The organism is Dryocola clanedunensis (assembly GCF_038405435.1).
In the GTDB taxonomy this organism is placed as follows: Bacteria; Pseudomonadota; Gammaproteobacteria; order Enterobacterales; family Enterobacteriaceae; genus Dryocola; species Dryocola clanedunensis_A.
Genome location: NZ_JBBYHZ010000009.1, coordinates 74364 through 90843 on the forward strand (window position 1 = coordinate 74364; position 16480 = coordinate 90843).

The window sequence follows — 16480 nt, forward strand, 5'->3', positions numbered from 1 at the left end:
CGAACAAGAATTCAAAAACTGCAATATTAAGGAAAATAACAATGAGCTTTATGTTGGCCTTACCAAAAATCAGCCTTCACGGCGCGGGCGCAATCGGCGATATGGTTAAGCTGGTTGCGGGTAAAAACTGGGGCAAAGCGCTGGTCGTCACCGACGGTCAGCTGGTGAAAATGGGGCTGCTCGACAGCCTGTTCACCGCGCTGGACGCTCATCAGCTCTCTTACGAGCTGTTTGACGAGGTCTTTCCGAACCCGACCGAGGAGCTGGTGCAGAAGGGGTTTGCCGCGTACCGGGCGGCAGACTGTGACTACATCATCGCCTTCGGCGGCGGCAGCCCAATCGACACGGCCAAAGCGGTGAAGATCCTGACCGCCAACCCCGGCCCGTCTACCGCTTATTCCGGCGTAGGCAAAGTGGTTAACGCGGGCGTGCCGCTGGTGGCGATTAACACCACGGCAGGAACGGCGGCGGAGATGACCAGCAACGCGGTGATCATCGACTCGCAGCGCCAGGTGAAAGAGGTCATTATCGACTCAAACATCATCCCCGATATCGCCGTGGACGACGCGAGCGTGATGCTGGATATTCCGGCCAGCGTCACCGCCGCAACGGGCATGGATGCATTAACCCACGCGGTTGAAGCCTATGTTTCGGTCGGCGCGCACCCGCTCACCGACGCCAACGCGCTGGAGGCAATTCGATTAATCAGCACCTGGCTGCCGAAGGCCGTGGATGACGGACATAACCTTGAAGCGCGCGAGATGATGGCTTACGGGCAGTACCTGGCGGGGATGGCGTTCAACAGCGCGGGCCTTGGCCTGGTGCACGCGCTGGCGCATCAGCCCGGCGCCACGCACAACCTGCCCCACGGCGTCTGCAACGCCATCCTGCTGCCGATTATCGAAGCCTTTAACCGCCCGCAGGCCGTTGCGCGCTTTGCGCAGGTCGCCTCAGCCATGGGCGTGAACATCCACGGGATGAATGAGGATCAGGCAAGCCACAAAGCGATCGAGGCGATCCGCGCCCTTTCCGCCCGCGTCGGTATTCCGTCCGGCTTCAGCCAGCTCGGCGTGAAGTCGTCGGACATTGAAGGCTGGTTAGATAAAGCCCTCGCCGACCCGTGCGCGCCGTGTAACCCACGCACCGCCACCCGTGAAGAGGTGCGCGAGCTCTATCTGGAGGCTTTATGATACGCAAAGCATTTGTGATGCAGGTAAACCCCGATGCCCATGAAGAATATCAGCGCCGCCATACGCCGATTTGGCCGGAGCTGGAGGCGGTACTTAAACAGCACGGTGCTCATCACTACGCTATTTATCTTGATGCCGAACGCCATCTGCTTTTTGCAACGGTAGAGATAGAGTCGGAAGCCCGCTGGAACGCCGTCGCCCAGACCGAAGTCTGCCAGCGCTGGTGGCAGCACATGAGCGAAATTATGCCGAGCAACCCGGACAACAGCCCGGTGAGCGCGGAATTAAAAGAAGTGTTTTATTTAGAGTAATGATTTGAACCTGTAGGCCGGATAAGCCCTGGCGCTATCCGGCAAATCGCTGTAAACGGTGGATGGCGCTGTCGCTTATCCACCCTACGCCTTCCACCTCAGTTGTAGGCCGGATAAGCCTTAGCGTCATCCGGCAAATCGATGTAATCGGTGGATGGTTTTATTGGCTATCCGCTTTTGTTGGCATTTCTTTTTTTGCTCAAACGTTTTTCCAGTTGCTCTAACTGCTGCAGTTCGGCTTTGTCCGCTTCCAGGGCATCGGACGCTTTTCGGTTACTGTTAAACTCTTCATTTGGGGTCTTTAAGGCGCTCGTCATCCATAGCGAAGCCTTTAAACATATACTCATTCAGAATACGGGTCGCCCACTGACGGAACTGGGTTGCGCGCGGAGAGCGAACCCGATAACCAACAGCAATAATCAAAGGCAATGAATAATGCGCGATTTTACGCTGAACTTCACGCCCTCCCTCACTTTGAACTGTCAAGTAATCCTTGATAGTTGCCTCGCTGTTAGCTCCCCTTCGGAAAAAATGTTCTTCACATGCAGACTAATATTCTGTTTAGTCGTTTGATAAAGCTCAGCTATTTCCAGCTGCGTAAGCCAAATCTGTCCGCCAAACTCACGTAAAACGAACTGGACCTTTCCATCTTCCGTGGTGTAAAGAATGAGATCGTTGTCAGACATTTTGGCCATCCTTGATTAGCGGAAAAGGGAGGTGAAGATTACGGCTATTTTTTGTTGTTGTGCAATCGCTGGCAAGACTGGCGGCAGATTTTTTTGTGAATTGCGCAAAGGTACGAAAAGAATAGTTGCATTGGAGGTAACTACAGGACAGATCCTCCCCCCTTAAGAACTTGTAGGCCGGATAAGCCCTGGCGCCATCCGGCAAATCGGTGTAATCGGTGGATGACGCTATCGCTTATCCACCCTACTTTCCTTTTACATCCGCCGACAATCGGTGAGCCGTTTTCATCTTCAAGCCATAAATGTGCGGGAGTCGACATTTAATATCCTTATTAAGGAGAGTGTAAGAGTAGGTTTTTGACTATTGGGTTATTACCACTTCACATAACGGGCATATATAAGCGCTACGAATATGAAGAACAGACCTATAGGCCAGACTGGACTGTCAGGAAAGAAATACCCCTGCACTAATGCAAATATGATTGTGATCGCAGAAGGAACATAGGGCGAAATCATGGATCTAAAAAGTCGTCTGAAAAACCTTTTTATAATATTCATCATGGCTATCGAATCACATTGGTGATACTAACTGTCCATCATCCTTTAAGCGAACCCTGCATACAAAATCGTTACCACTTCACGTAACGGGCAAAGATATAAATAACGAATATCGAAAACAAACCAACGGGTCAAATGGGACTCTTCGGGAAAAAATATTGTTGTAGAACAGCGAAAACGATCACGCACAGCGGTGGGCCATAAAGCGAAAATAATTGCTGTCAAAGCCACAGCGCCATTTTTTTAATGTATATCATCCCTGGCTACCTTATCATCCTGTCATCTGATGCCGTTTGGGCTTCAAATGCGCCAGCACGTTGAAATACAGGTTCAATCAGAATTGTAGGCCGGATAAGCCTTAGCGCCATCCGGCAAATCTGGTGTAACCGGTGGATGACGCTGTCGCTTATCCACCCTACGATTCGGACAAGTTGTAGGCCGGATAAGCCTTAGCGTCAGCTGGTGCAGCGATCGTTCCACGTGTCGCGATAAATAATGTTGCCTTCCGTATACTTCCAGGAGATCGCCTCGTAGCGTAACTCGAGCGTTTCCAGGTGAGTGCTGCTCAGGCCGTTGGGGGAAAGATACGGCGAAACCGTCGTCAGCTTGACGTTTTCCAGGATGATATTGAAATATTCAGACTCCACGCCAGCTTCAACGATGCGGTACATTTTAATAATGGCTTTTTTCAGCCTGCGGCCTTCACAGACGGCGCGATATAGCACGGGGGTGGTCTGGTCGAATTCTTTTACTATCACGACAGGCCGGTGAACGCGCGTACCGGTGAGTTTGCCCCAGTTCGGGTCAACGGGAATGGTCACCCCATGGGAAAATGATTTTAATTCGATGGAGCCTGAACGCAGCGGCATTAAGCATCCGCCGACAATGGGTGAACCGTTTTCATCTTCAAGCCATAAATGTGCGGGAGTCGACATATAATATCCTTATTAATGAGAGCGTAAGAGTAGGTTTTTGACTATTGGGTTATTACCACTTCACATAACGACCAAAGATAACCAGCATAAATACAAGGAAAACGGGTACAGGCCATAAAGGACCATTGGGGTAAAATTGTACCAGGGTTACTGCAAACAAAAGTGTTAACAATGCAGGTGCATACATAGAAAATAATGATTTCAAGATTCGTTTTAAAATTCTTTGTATAATATTCATCATAGTTATCGAATCATCCTGCAATATTGGCTGTCCATAATATTTTGAGCGAGCCTTACATACAAAATCGTTACCACTTCACGTAACGAACAAAGATATACACCATGAATATAAAGAACACGCCTACGGGCCAGATTGGGCCATCAGGAAAAAATTGCACCAACACGACTGCAAACACGAGTGTTAGCACTGCAGGGCAGTAGGGATAAATAAGTGATTTAAACAGTCGCCTGAAAAACCTTTTAATAATATTCATCATGGTTATCGAATCATCCTGGTAATGATATCTGCAATGTCGCTGTCCGATGCCCATTGCACCTTAAGCGCACCAGATCGCTCAAACACTGGCTCGACCAGGAAGTACATCATTTCAAGCTCTTGGGCATACAAAGCAGCATAGTAGGAAGGAGAAATATAATTAAGGCGATTTGCGCTATCGGCCGCTTTCTGAACTACACCATATAAACCAGCTGCAGATACCACCGTATTCGCAGTGCGTCCCGCTAAGGAGCTAATCTTAAGGCTTAGATTCATACCAACTGCGATCGAGGTGGCCACTGCCAACACGAAACCGTGCCTGGTGAGAGAGTTGGCCGCAATATGCACATTCACCGCCATCAGCATCTGTTTGATATGCTCTAATTGATCGGATGTTTTATATCGGAATAATTCTTCAAAATAGATCTTAAGCATGTCATAAACCACACCGCCATGTTGAAACAGGTGACCGACGCCCTTAGCAAATCGGATATCCTCCGTTTTCTGCTGCTGGCAGACATCATAGTATTCATCCGTAAAGCAGGAGGTGTAATACAGGGCTCGTTTTGCACCCGATCCTATAATATCAATTTGATTTGCTATCGCTTTTCCTACGCCTGTTAAAGCGTGGTCGAGCTTCAGGGCGAGGATATTGTTAGCCTGTAAATAGCTTATGACGTCGTTTTTATAATACATAGCTGCTCCCTGCTATTTATTAACTTCCGACAAATGTAAGCGATTTATGCGGGAGGGTAAATAACCGATTTAAAATACGTTTTACGGTTACAAATAATATGTTCTCGTAATAAAACTATGGCGGCGCACCCCACAATTCTAATTAATTGTAGGCCGGATAAGCCCTGGCGCCATCCGGCAAATAAGGTGTAAGCGGTGGAATGCGCTGCCGCGTATCCACCTTACTTTTCCTATCCAGCAATTCCTTCGAGCTTCGCCATCACTTCCGAAGACAGTTTCATCTCCGCGACGGCCAGGTTTTCATGCAGGTGGGCAACCGACGAGGTGCCGGGGATCAGCAGAATGTTAGGGGAACGCTGCAGCAGCCAGGCCAGCGCCAGCTGCATTGGGGTGACGTTAAGCTCTTTGGCAACGTCCGACAGAATCGACGACTGCAAAGGTGAGAAGCCACCCAGCGGGAAGTACGGCACGTAGGCGATGCCGTCTTTTGCAAGGTCATCAATCAGCGCGTCATCGTTACGGTTCGCCAGGTTATAGAGGTTCTGCACGCAGACGATTGGGCAAATTTTGCGGCCTTCGGCGATCTGCGTTGGCGTCACGTGGCTCAGGCCGATGTGGCGCACCAGGCCCTGCTGCTGCAGTTTTGCCAGCGCTTCCAGCGGTTCCGCAATGGAACCTTCCGCCGGTTTGTGCGGGTCGAACATCGCGCGCAGGTTCACTACGTCGATTTGCTCAAGGCCAAGGTTACGCAGGTTGTCATGCACCGCGCTGGTCAGCGCTTCGGCAGAGAAAGCGGGCAGCCAGTCGCCTTTGTCGCTGCGGCGCGCACCAATTTTGGTCACGATAACCAGGTTGTCCGGGTAAGGTGCCAGCGCTTCGCGGATCAGCTTGTTGGTGACGTGCGGACCGTAAAAATCGCTGGTATCAATGTGGTTCACGCCCGCCTCAACGGCCGCTCTTAATACCGCCAGCGCTCCGTCATGATCGCGCGCAGGGCCAAACACGCCGGGGCCGGCAAGCTGCATTGCGCCGTAGCCGAGACGGTGAACTTTGCGATCGCCAAGGGTGAACGAACCTGATTTTTCGATGGAAGCCATGATGTCTCTCTTATGGGTAGGGATGATTAACAATGCACCCGAGCCGGAGAAAAAACCATAGTTGTTAATGCCCTTTCCGGGAAGAGAGGGCATTCAGAAAAAGACTTACAGCGCCGCATCCTCCAGCGCTTTATGGATCACCGCCGAAAGCTCCTGCACGTCAAACTTCGCGACGTAGCCGTTGGCCCCGACTTTCCGCACATGATCTTCGTTGGCGCTGCCGGAAAGCGACGAGTGGATGATGACCGGAATGCTTTTCAGAACGGCATCCGTTTTAATATTTCTCGTCAGGGTAAAACCGTCCATTTCCGGCATTTCGATGTCGGTGAGCACCATGCCAATCCTGTCGGTGACCGGCACGCCGTCCGCTTTCGCCGCCGCCGCGATCGCCTGAATATTTTCCCAGGCGGTAAGGCCCGTAGGGTGCATGATCGCCGGAATGCCCATGCCTTTCAGCCCCTGCTCCAGCATGGAGCGGGCTACCTTTGAATCTTCCGCCACAATCGCCACCGCCCCGGGCTTCAGGGTGTAGGTTTTCTCTTCTATCGCGGACACATCAACGTTACGGCCGGACGGCAGGATGTCATACAGGATCTGTTCAACGTCCAGCACCAGCGCCAGCTCGCCCTTGTAATCTTCGCCGTCCAGCGAGGCGATGCTGGTGATATTGCGGCTGCTGACGCCCGCTTCGGCAGCGTGAACCTGGCTCCAGTCCAGGCGAATAATGTTTTCAACTGATTCCACGGCGAACGCCTGCGTGCTGCGGGCGTACTCGGTGATCAGCAGCAGGTTGAGGCCGGTTTCGGCCACGCAGCCGGTGACGGCGGGCAGATCGATAACCGGGATGATCTGGTCGCGGATATTGGCCATGCCCATCAGCGGTGACGCCATGCCCGCGGCCCGGTTAATCTTCGGCATCGGCACTATCTCGCGCAGCTTGAAGACGTTGATGCCGTACAGCTCAGATTTATCGGCGTGCTGCCCTTTGCCCAGGCGGAACAGCAGCAACTCGAATTTGTTGGATAACGCAAGGTTAGCCCTTTCATCAATATCTTTTTGAAAACTATCCACTTTTACCTCGAATAATCGCCCGACGGAGGGGCATCACGCTGCGTTTCAACGTCCTGGTTAAGTTATCGGCAGAAAGGAAAAAAAGTGGAGTGATATTGGCTTATTGATGGTATTAGCGGGGCGCTGCGGCCCTCCGCGCAAATGAGAGGGCCGTTTCGCTTAGTTCTCCAGCTCCTTTCCCAGCCAGGCAACCAGCGCCGCGCTGTCTATCGGCTTCCCCTGATCCACGCTATAGACCGGCCCCAGCGCCATAGGCCGTGCGCTGTCGGCCAGCCGCAGCAGCTCCGGCAAATACTCTTCACCGGGGTGGCCGTTACGCCTGACGTCCAGCCTTTGCGCATAGCGCGCCGCCGCAAGATTACCGGGAATGCTGTTCCAGACTTCCAGCACGCGGGTAATACCCGCCTGCTCAAGATAGCGGACGAGCGACGCCTTCGGCTGGAAGCCAAACCAGGCGTCGATCAGAAACACGCACTGCCGGGGGCTGTCCGCCACTATCGACCAGATAACCTCGTAGGCCGCGCAGCCCAGCCGCCGGTTGAACGGCCTGTCGATCTCATCAAACTGCGCCATAAACGGCTCTTTGATCCCGTCGATGGTCAAAACCGGCAAAGCAAAGTGTTCTGACAGCAGACGCGCAACGGTGCTTTTCCCGGATGCGGGAACGCCGTTCACAAGTACCACCGTTTTGCCCTGTGTTCGCGTAGTCTGGCTCATAATATTGCGATCGCCTCCTCTTTGTTCTTTGCCTGACGCAGCTTCGTCATCACGTCGTCATCGCCCAGCAGGTTCACAATGGCGCGAATGCCTTCCTCTATATGGCCATTACTGTCCCTCGCGGCAAACATGATGACGATATCGGCCCTGTCGCTGTCGGCAAAGGCGATCGGCTCCGCCAGCAGCAGCAGGCTGAAGCAGTTCTTCAGCACCCCGCACTCCGGCCTGGCATGGGGCATGGCGACCCCTTCCTCAAAGACGTAATAGGCACCGTGCTCCAGCGTATTAGCGATTACCGCCTGGTGATAGGACGGCAAAATATAGCCGTTCTCAACCAGTGGACGTGCCGCCATTTCAATAACTTTTTGCCAGTCCTTTTCACGTACGCCGACCTGGATTGCCTGCGCCTCGATCAATAACTCCTTAATAGCCATAGTGGCTCCTTAAATAGTTCTGCGGATGATATTGCGCAGCTCGTCTATTTTGACAAATAAAGGATCAATATGCTGACGGTGCGTTTTACTCTTCGCAAAGACCTGTAACGCCTGGTTATAGCGCAGCATTAATGTTTTTTGCGCTTCGCTATTCAGGGGATCTGCCGATAATGTATTTTCCAGAGCCGTTAATTCAGCCGCAAGCTGCGCCGCCTGAATATCATATTTTTCCGTATCTGTATTATCCGGCTTAAACAGTCTTTTTAATGATTCAAACATAGCTATCTCCCGCCCCGATGATTGCCGGGCAACCAGGGTTACAGTGAAGAGTAAAGATTAACGCGGTCGTTATTTAAATAATGCGATCTTTTCGATTAATACCGCAGCCACCGCGTCGTTAGCCGGAATCAAAAATTTGCGCACGCTGTCGTTCACTTTGCCTTTGCCGAACGTCTGCTGGCAGTGACCGACCCACTGAACGTTCATCTCTGTGCCGACGTTCACTTTGTCGATTCCCCCCGCCACGGCGCGGCGCATGTCCTCATCGCTGACCCCCGTCCCGCCGTGCAGTACCAGCGGGGTTCTGGTGACTTCGCTGATGTCCGCCAGGCGCTGATGCTGGATTTTGGCCTTGCCGGTGTACAGGCCGTGCACGGTGCCCACGGAGACCGCCAGCATATCGACCTTCGTTTCATCAACAAAGTGCCGGGCATCTTCCGTGGTGGTAAAACAAATATCTTCCGCCGCCACTGCCTTACCGTCTTCCGAACCGCCAATTGCGCCTAATTCTGCTTCAACAGACACATTGCGCGGGCGGGCAATTTCGATAACTTTTCGCGTATTGGCGATATTCTCTGCCATGTCCAGATGCGAGCCGTCATACATCACCGAGCTGAACCCGGCGTCGATGGCCGTTTTAATAGATTCAATATCCGAACAGTGATCCAGATGCAGGCAGGTCGGAATATGCTGGCTTTCCGCTAAAGAACAAACTGAATCGACCAGCAAACGATAGCCTAAATATTCCGCCGTGCCGGTTGAGATCTGAATCATTAATGGGCTGTTCGTCGCCTTTGCCGCTTTAAAAAAGGCGGGCAGCATTTCCAGACAATGTAAATTGAAGGAACCAACCGCTTTAAAACCGCGTGCTTTTGCCACCTGCAATAAATCAGGGAAGTTATACAGACTCATGTGCTTTTTCCTCTTGAGGTTTGGTTGATTTGCCATTCACGAACCAGGCGATGAGCGCCACGAACAGAATAAACAGGCCGACAAACGTCCAGTTATTCTGGAAGACGTGCCCCAGAATCAGGCCGCTGCTGATCACGTCGGAGTCGCTGAAGGTCACGCCGGTAAAGCCGTAGCTTTCCAGCATCGGCACCAGAATGGCCGGCAGGAAGGTGATGAACAGGCCGTGCACCACGCCGCCGATCACCGCGCCGCGCCTGCCGCCCATCGCGTTACCGAAGATGCCAGCCGTGCCGCCCGCAAAGAAGTTGGTCAGCAGACCGGGCAGGATCATCGCCAGGCCAAACATCGGGAAGACAATCATGCCGATGATGGAGCCCGCCGTGGTGGCCAGGAAGCCGACGATGACCGCGTTCGGGGCATACGGGAAAAGAACCGGGCAGTCCAGCGCGGGTTTAGCGTCGGGCACAATGCGCATCGCAATGCCGCGAAACGCGGGAACCAGTTCGTTAAGCAGCAGGCGCACGCCGCTGTAAAGCACGAACACCCCGGCAACAAACTGAATCGACTGCATAAATGCGAACATCAGGTAGTTCACGCCGTTGGAATACTGGCTGATGTACTCCGGCCCGGCCGCCAGCGCGGGGATGAGATACATCGGGATCATCACCACGGCCATAGAGAGATAGGTGTCCTGCAGGAATTTGAAGTTATCCGGCAGCACCAGGTCTTCGGTGGATTTCGACCCTTTGCCCACCACCTTCGCCACCGCCGCCTGCACCAGGTAGCCAATGGTGCAGAAGTGGCCGAGGGCAACGTCGTCAGAGCCCGTAATGCGGCGAACCACAGGCTGAGCAAGCGCGGGCATCAGCACCGCCATAATCCCGCCGAAAATCCCGCCGGTCAGGATCAGCGGCGCCCCTGTCAGCCCCGATTTGTAGCCGATAACCGCGCCGATGGTTGCCATCCACAGCAGCGCCTGGCCGGTAAGAAAGATGTATTTAAACGGCGTGATACGGGCAATGATGATGTTGACGATGAAAATCACCATCAGCGTGAGCGCCACTTCGGAACCCAGCTCGCGGTTTGCCAGCCCCGCAATTGCCGCCACGTCGGTGATGTAGCCCTTCATGCCGAAGCCGTGGGTGAAGATATCGTTCAGGAAGGTCAGGGTATCAACGATAATATTGATGCCCGCCATCATGATTAAAAAGCCGAGCAGCGTTTTAAACGTGCCTTCCGCCACTTTGCCCTTCGATTTCTTCTGCAGCAAAAGACCGAGCATGGCGATAAAGGCGATCAGAATCGATGCCTGTCCCAGCAGGTCCTTAACAATAAAGTTAATGATGCTATTCATTTTCGAGTACCTTCACATTGCGTTCTTTTAAAAAGGCGACAATTTTCTGCTCGATTTCGTCTTTGTCCGTTAAGCGGTGCAGCACGATAACGCGTTTAATTTCCTCTTCGCTGGCGTCCGCCGTTAAAATATCGGCGAAGGTTTTTTGCGTGAGAATAATATCGGATTTAAAGGCCCCCGCTTCGGAGACGGTGGTGTGTTCAATCTCGGCAGGGATTTCTAATTTTTTAAGCACCGCCTTCGCCGTCATTTCAATGGCGAAACTGGAACCTAAACCGCAGCCACATACGCATAGAATTTTAAGCATTGATTCACTCCTCAAATAATATCGAGTTGCCTGGCTAATTTATAATGGTGCCCTTCGGTGTCGACGAGGCGCTTTTGCATACTGATTAAATCAATTGGGATCGGTTTATTACTCGAATTAATAATGACTGCTTTATTTCTCATGCCTGACCGGATACAGCGCACGACCTCTCCGGCCATAATAGTGCCCTGATAAATCTCTTCGCAGGTCGGGTCACCGTTACGCAGGCTGTAGCCGATTATCGACTTACGGATGCGCACGCCGATTTTCGGTTCAAGCTGCTTAATCATGGTATCAATCGCCCCCTGAAAGCCGGGGGAGTACTCTTTGGTGTAGCCTTCAGAGCAGAGGATCACGACGCTGTTTTGCGATTCAAGCCTGGCGGTAATTTTCCCGGCCAGCTCGCTCAGCGTCTGCTGGCATTCAGGGATCAGCGCGAAATCAGCGTTGCTTTTAATCGCCGACTGCAGCGTCAGCTCGCCGCAGTAGCCGCCCAGAAGCTCGACCATAAATACGCGTCCCGGCAGCGCCCGCCCGGTATTACGCAGCTTGGCGACCTCTTTAATAATCTGTTCGCAGGCGGTAGAAAAACCAATCGTGTAATCGCTGCCGTAAACGTCATTATCGATGGTCATGCCGACGCCGAAGCAGTTCACACCGTACTCGCTAAGGTGATGAAGAAACTGTAGCGAGCCGTCGCCGCCTGCCATAATAAGCACATCAATATGCAGGGCTTTAAGCTGCTTCGCGATGGTTTCATATTCCGGGGCCGTCAATTTACGGCTGGTTCTTCCCGAAGACATAATCGGAATGGCGGCGATGGAAAAGTCCACTAAATCACGCGGGGAAATAGCCTGATGTTTATTTTGCAACAGGCCGGGAATACCCCCATTGAATAAAATGATTTCTGCCCGGGCTAATCTGGAGATCTGGAATACAAAGTTATTTATTCCTGTTACATCCCCGCCGCTAATTACCATGCCGATTCTCATGACCCTTACCCCGTTTAATTTCCCTGCAATCATTTTTCCTTTTAAACAAGCCCTCGATTTGCAATGAGTGTCACAAAAATGCGATTCATCTGGCGGCCATGAATATTGACAGAGGGGTTTAAAGGTCATTTATTGTGATGAATATCACGTTGTAAAAAACAGCGGACCGACGCTAATATCGTGAAAAAATATTATATTTCAATGAGGTGAGTAGATTTCAGAAAGGGATTTAATGAATGGCAAAATTCATGGGATAACGGATAAAAAGCAGATATCAAAACTGTGACTATCCACGCATTTTTATGCGGGAAATCGGAGAAGGAAAAGCCGGAATCGGGTTTCTTAAAGCATCCAGCCAGCATCTGAAAGATGCTGGCGATTCTCAACGTTAGCGCAGCCGCTCAGGGTGCGTATAAACCGTCGCACGGCCAGGCTTGCTGAAGCCCACCAGCGTCAAATTGCAGCGTTGGGCCACTTCGACGGCGAGCGTGGTGGCGGCTGAAACCGCGAAGAGGATCTCGACCCCGCACTGGGCGGATTTTTGTACCATCTCGTAGCTTGCACGGCTGGAGACTAACGCCGCGCCGCTGCGCCAGTTCTGGCGGGCGCGAGTGCCGAGCAGCTTGTCGAGCGCCACGTGGCGGCCAATATCTTCTTTGCCATCCTGAATTTCACCCTGCTCGTTGAGCCACAGCGCCACGTGCGTGCAGCCCGTCAGCTCGCCGATGGGCTGGTACTCGCGCATTTTACCCAGCGCCGCGTCCAGCAGGTTCAGACTGAACGTCTGGGTAAAGGGCAGTGGGATAATCGGGCGGCCTATATCATTAAGCTGTTCCACGCCACAGACGCCGCAGCCGGTACGCCCGGCAAGGGATCGGCGGCGCTCTTTGAGGCCCATAAAGCGGCGGCTGGAGAGTTCGATTTGTACTTCGATGCCGCTGCAGCCCGGCACGGTGTCGATGCCAAAAATTTCCGAAGGGGATTCAATAATGCCCTCGGAGAGAGAGAAGCCCAGCGCAAACTGCTCCAGGTCTTTCGGCGAGGCCATCATTACCACGTGAGAAATGCCGTTGTAGACCAGCGCGACGGGCACCTCCTCGGCAATCCAGTCGCTTTTGGCAACCTCGAGCGAGCCCCGCGTCCACAGATCCACCGCGCTTAATCCTGCGATTTCTGTCACATTTTTTTCGTGATTTACGTCAGTTTTATTCACTTTCTATTAACCGGATGAGAACAGCCTTAATACCAATGTGGTATTCTGGACATACTACCCCTTCAGGAAGAAGGGTAATAACCAGTTTAGCGGTTCCGATTGTGAACCTTTGCGGCTTACACCGCAAAAATAAACCTATAAGTCATGTGAAAAATGTCGAAAGGAGTATCCATGCAGGTCAGCAGAAGGCAGTTCTTTAAGATCTGTGCTGGCGGTATGGCAGGCACCACGGCAGCGGCGCTGGGCTTTGCCCCGGGCGTTGCGCTTGCGGAAACCCGGCAGTACAAGCTGCTGCGCACCCGCGAAACCCGTAATACCTGCACATACTGTTCCGTTGGTTGTGGGCTATTAATGTACAGCCTGGGCGACGGGGCAAAAAATGCCAAAGCATCCATCTTCCATATTGAAGGCGACCCGGATCACCCGGTCAACCGCGGTGCGCTCTGCCCGAAAGGCGCAGGCCTGGTGGATTTCATCCACAGCGAAAGCCGCCTCAAGTTCCCCTCTTACCGCGCGCCCGGCTCGGATAAATGGCAGCAAATCAGCTGGAAAACGGCCTTCGACCGCATCGCGAAGCTGATGAAAGAAGACCGCGACGCCAACTTTATTGAGCAGAACGACCAGGGCGCCACCGTCAACCGCTGGCTCTCTACCGGCATGCTGTGCGCATCCGCCTCCAGTAACGAAACCGGCTATTTAACCCAGAAATTTACCCGCGCCCTCGGCATGCTTGCCGTGGATAACCAGGCGCGCGTCTGACACGGACCAACGGTAGCAAGTCTTGCTCCAACATTTGGTCGCGGTGCGATGACCAACCACTGGGTTGATATTAAAAACGCCGATCTCGTGATTGTGATGGGTGGCAACGCCGCAGAAGCGCACCCGGTCGGGTTCCGCTGGGCGATGGAAGCCAAAATTCACAACGGCGCGAAGCTGCTCGTTATCGATCCGCGCTTCACGCGAACCGCTTCGGTGGCGGATTTCTATACCCCGATTCGTTCCGGTACCGACATTGCCTTCCTGTCCGGCGTGCTGCTGTACCTGATCGCCAATAATAAATTCAACCGCGAGTACGTTGAGGCCTACACCAACGCCAACCTGATTGTGCGTGAGGATTACAGCTTCGACGACGGCCTGTTCTCCGGCTACGACGTGGAAAACCGCAAATACGACAAAACCAGCTGGAACTACGAGCTGGATGAGAAAGGCTTCGCTAAGCGCGACCTGACGCTCAGCCATCCCCGCTGCGTGTGGAACCTGCTCAAAGAGCACGTCTCGCGCTATACGCCGGACGTGGTGTCGAACATCTGCGGCACGCCGAAAGACGACTTCATCAAGGTGTGCGAATACATTGCCGCCACCAGCGTGAAGAACAAAACGGCGTCGTTCCTCTATGCGCTGGGCTGGACGCAGCACTCCGTGGGCGCGCAGAACATCCGCACCATGGCGATGATCCAGCTGCTGCTCGGCAACATGGGTATGGCGGGCGGCGGCGTGAACGCCCTGCGCGGCCACTCCAACATCCAGGGGCTGACCGACCTGGGCCTGCTGTCACAGAGCCTGCCGGGCTACATGACGCTGCCGAACGAAAAGCAGCCCGACCTGCAGACCTACCTTGCCGCCAACACGCCGAAGCCGCTGCTGGAAGGCCAGGTGAACTACTGGGGCAACTACCCGAAATTCTTCGTCTCGATGATGAAGGCCTTCTTCGGCGACAGGGCCACGGCGGAAAACAGCTGGGGCTACGACTGGCTGCCGAAGTGGGATAAGGGCTACGACGTGCTGCAGTACTTCGAGATGATGAACCAGGGCAAGGTCAACGGCTATCTGTGCCAGGGCTTTAACCCGGTGGCGTCCTTCCCGAACAAAAACAAGGTGATTGCGTCCCTGTCGAAGCTGAAGTTCCTCGTCACCATCGACCCGCTGAACACCGAAACCTCCAACTTCTGGCAGAACCACGGCGAGATGAACGACGTCGATCCGTCGAAAATCCAGACCGAGGTGTTCCGCCTGCCGTCTACCTGCTTCGCCGAAGAGAACGGCTCCATCGTCAACTCCGGCCGCTGGCTGCAGTGGCACTGGAAGGGCGCGGACGCGCCGGGGGAAGCGCTGAACGACGGCGAAATCCTCGCGGGGATCTTCACCCGCCTGCGCCACATGTACCTGCGCGACGGCGGCAAGCTGCCGGAGCCGGTGGTCAACATGAGCTGGAACTACCTGACGCCGGACAACCCGGCGCCGGAAGAAGTGGCCATGGAGAGCAACGGCAAGGCGCTGCAGGATGTTGTCGACCCGGCAACGGGCGCGGTGCTGGTGAAAAAAGGCCAGCAGCTCAGCTCGTTCGCCCAGCTGCGCGACGACGGCACAACGTCCAGCGGCTGCTGGATTTTCGCCGGGAGCTGGACGCCGGAGGGCAACCAGATGGCGCGCCGCGACAACGCCGATCCGTCCGGCCTGGGCAACACCCTGGCGTGGGCCTGGGCGTGGCCGCTCAACCGCCGCATTCTTTATAACCGCGCCTCCGCAGATCCGCAGGGCAAACCCTGGGATGAAAAACGCCGCCTGATCTCCTGGGACGGCGCGAAGTGGGGCGGCGCGGACATTGCCGACTACAGCACCGCCGCGCCGGGCACGGACGTCGGGCCGTTTATCATGCAGCCGGAGGGCTTAGGGCGCCTGTTTGCCATCGACAAAATGGCGGAAGGGCCGTTCCCCGAGCACTACGAGCCGTTTGAAACGCCGCTGGGCACCAACCCGCTGCACCCGAACGTCGTCTCTAACCCGGCCGCCCGCGTGTTCAAGGGCGACCTGGAAACGATGGGCAAGCATGATAAGTTCCCGTACGTCGGCACCACCTATCGCCTGACGGAACACTTCCACTACTGGACCAAGCACGCGCTGCTGAACGCCATCGCGCAGCCGGAGCAGTTTATCGAGATTGGCGAGAAGCTCGCGAACAAGCTCGGGATTGTTCAGGGCGATACGGTGAAGGTCTCCTCCAACCGCGGCTATATCAAGGCCAAAGCGGTGGTGACCAAGCGTATCCGCACGCTGGATGTGAACGGACAGAAGGTGGACACCATCGGCATCCCAATTCACTGGGGTTACGAAGGCGTGGCGAAAAAAGGCTTCCTCGCCAACACGCTGACGCCGTTTGTCGGTGATGCCAACACGCAAACGCCAGAGTTTAAGGCGTTCCTGGTCAACGTGGAAAAGGTGTAACGGAGACGAA

At 53.9% G+C, this 16480-nt stretch carries 18 protein-coding genes; 3 read left to right on the forward strand and 15 right to left on the reverse strand.

Going from position 1 to position 16480, the window contains the following annotated elements:
* Positions 1–41: 41 nt before the first annotated feature.
* Complete coding sequence (gene fucO / locus AAE045_RS17605; protein WP_202305611.1) at positions 42–1190, forward strand: lactaldehyde reductase; 1149 nt, start codon at positions 42–44, stop codon at positions 1188–1190.
* Positions 1187–1501, forward strand: coding sequence for an L-rhamnose mutarotase (gene rhaM, locus AAE045_RS17610; RefSeq protein ID WP_271127508.1), 315 nt, complete (start codon positions 1187–1189; stop codon positions 1499–1501). The genes fucO and rhaM overlap by 4 nt, the downstream gene beginning before the upstream one ends.
* Before the next feature lie 167 nt (positions 1502–1668).
* On the opposite strand, the gene AAE045_RS17615 is transcribed toward rhaM, so the two are convergent.
* The 15 genes from AAE045_RS17615 to fdhD all read right to left on the reverse strand — a co-directional run bounded on the left by AAE045_RS17615 (position 1669) and on the right by fdhD (position 13248).
* A complete protein-coding gene (locus AAE045_RS17615) occupies positions 1669–1818 on the reverse strand; it encodes a hypothetical protein (protein ID WP_455548904.1) in 150 nt (49 codons plus the stop codon).
* Entirely contained in the window at positions 1790–1987 is a 198-nt protein-coding gene (gene rhuM / locus AAE045_RS17620) for a RhuM family protein (RefSeq protein ID WP_455548836.1), read from the reverse strand. Before rhuM ends, AAE045_RS17615 begins: the two co-directional genes overlap by 29 nt.
* Positions 1984–2187 (reverse strand): hypothetical protein, encoded by a 204-nt coding sequence (locus AAE045_RS17625; RefSeq protein WP_455548837.1) that lies wholly within the window; start codon positions 2185–2187, stop codon positions 1984–1986. Before AAE045_RS17625 ends, rhuM begins: the two co-directional genes overlap by 4 nt.
* 1013 nt (positions 2188–3200) lie before the next feature.
* Complete coding sequence (locus tag AAE045_RS17630; protein ID WP_202305607.1) at positions 3201–3680, reverse strand: Hcp family type VI secretion system effector; 480 nt, start codon at positions 3678–3680, stop codon at positions 3201–3203.
* Positions 3681–4179: 499 nt separating this feature from the next.
* The gene (locus tag AAE045_RS17635) at positions 4180–4872 is read right to left on the reverse strand and encodes a hypothetical protein (protein WP_455548838.1); all 693 of its coding nucleotides are present in this window, start codon (positions 4870–4872) and stop codon (positions 4180–4182) included.
* Positions 4873–5102: 230 nt separating this feature from the next.
* Positions 5103–5969, reverse strand: a complete 867-nt coding sequence (locus tag AAE045_RS17640; protein WP_455548839.1) for an aldo/keto reductase family oxidoreductase — start codon at positions 5967–5969, stop codon at positions 5103–5105.
* A 105-nt stretch (positions 5970–6074) separates the two neighbouring features.
* Entirely contained in the window at positions 6075–7040 is a 966-nt protein-coding gene (locus AAE045_RS17645; protein WP_455548840.1) for a chemotaxis protein, read from the reverse strand.
* Between the two features lie 159 nt (positions 7041–7199).
* Positions 7200–7757 (reverse strand): AAA family ATPase, encoded by a 558-nt coding sequence (locus AAE045_RS17650; RefSeq protein WP_455548841.1) that lies wholly within the window; start codon positions 7755–7757, stop codon positions 7200–7202.
* Positions 7754–8191, reverse strand: a complete 438-nt coding sequence (locus tag AAE045_RS17655; RefSeq protein ID WP_202305601.1) for a PTS sugar transporter subunit IIA — start codon at positions 8189–8191, stop codon at positions 7754–7756. Before AAE045_RS17655 ends, AAE045_RS17650 begins: the two co-directional genes overlap by 4 nt.
* Before the next feature lie 9 nt (positions 8192–8200).
* Entirely contained in the window at positions 8201–8470 is a 270-nt protein-coding gene (locus AAE045_RS17660; RefSeq protein WP_455548842.1) for a hypothetical protein, read from the reverse strand.
* A gap of 69 nt (positions 8471–8539) precedes the next feature.
* Complete coding sequence (locus AAE045_RS17665) at positions 8540–9382, reverse strand: class II fructose-bisphosphate aldolase (protein ID WP_455548843.1); 843 nt, start codon at positions 9380–9382, stop codon at positions 8540–8542.
* Positions 9369–10736: a PTS sugar transporter subunit IIC gene (locus tag AAE045_RS17670; protein ID WP_202305598.1), complete on the reverse strand. Its 1368-nt coding sequence runs from the start codon at positions 10734–10736 to the stop codon at positions 9369–9371. Before AAE045_RS17670 ends, AAE045_RS17665 begins: the two co-directional genes overlap by 14 nt.
* The gene (locus tag AAE045_RS17675; protein WP_159772735.1) at positions 10729–11043 is read right to left on the reverse strand and encodes a PTS sugar transporter subunit IIB; all 315 of its coding nucleotides are present in this window, start codon (positions 11041–11043) and stop codon (positions 10729–10731) included. Before AAE045_RS17675 ends, AAE045_RS17670 begins: the two co-directional genes overlap by 8 nt.
* 11 nt (positions 11044–11054) lie before the next feature.
* The gene (locus AAE045_RS17680) at positions 11055–12035 is read right to left on the reverse strand and encodes a 6-phosphofructokinase (protein ID WP_455548844.1); all 981 of its coding nucleotides are present in this window, start codon (positions 12033–12035) and stop codon (positions 11055–11057) included.
* Between the two features lie 388 nt (positions 12036–12423).
* Positions 12424–13248, reverse strand: coding sequence for a formate dehydrogenase accessory sulfurtransferase FdhD (gene fdhD / locus AAE045_RS17685; RefSeq protein ID WP_455548845.1), 825 nt, complete (start codon positions 13246–13248; stop codon positions 12424–12426).
* A gap of 171 nt (positions 13249–13419) precedes the next feature.
* Here fdhD and fdnG point away from each other — a divergent pair, with 171 nt between their 5' ends.
* Entirely contained in the window at positions 13420–16470 is a 3051-nt protein-coding gene (fdnG, locus tag AAE045_RS17690) for a formate dehydrogenase-N subunit alpha (RefSeq protein WP_455548846.1), read from the forward strand.
* Positions 16471–16480: the final 10 nt, after the last annotated feature.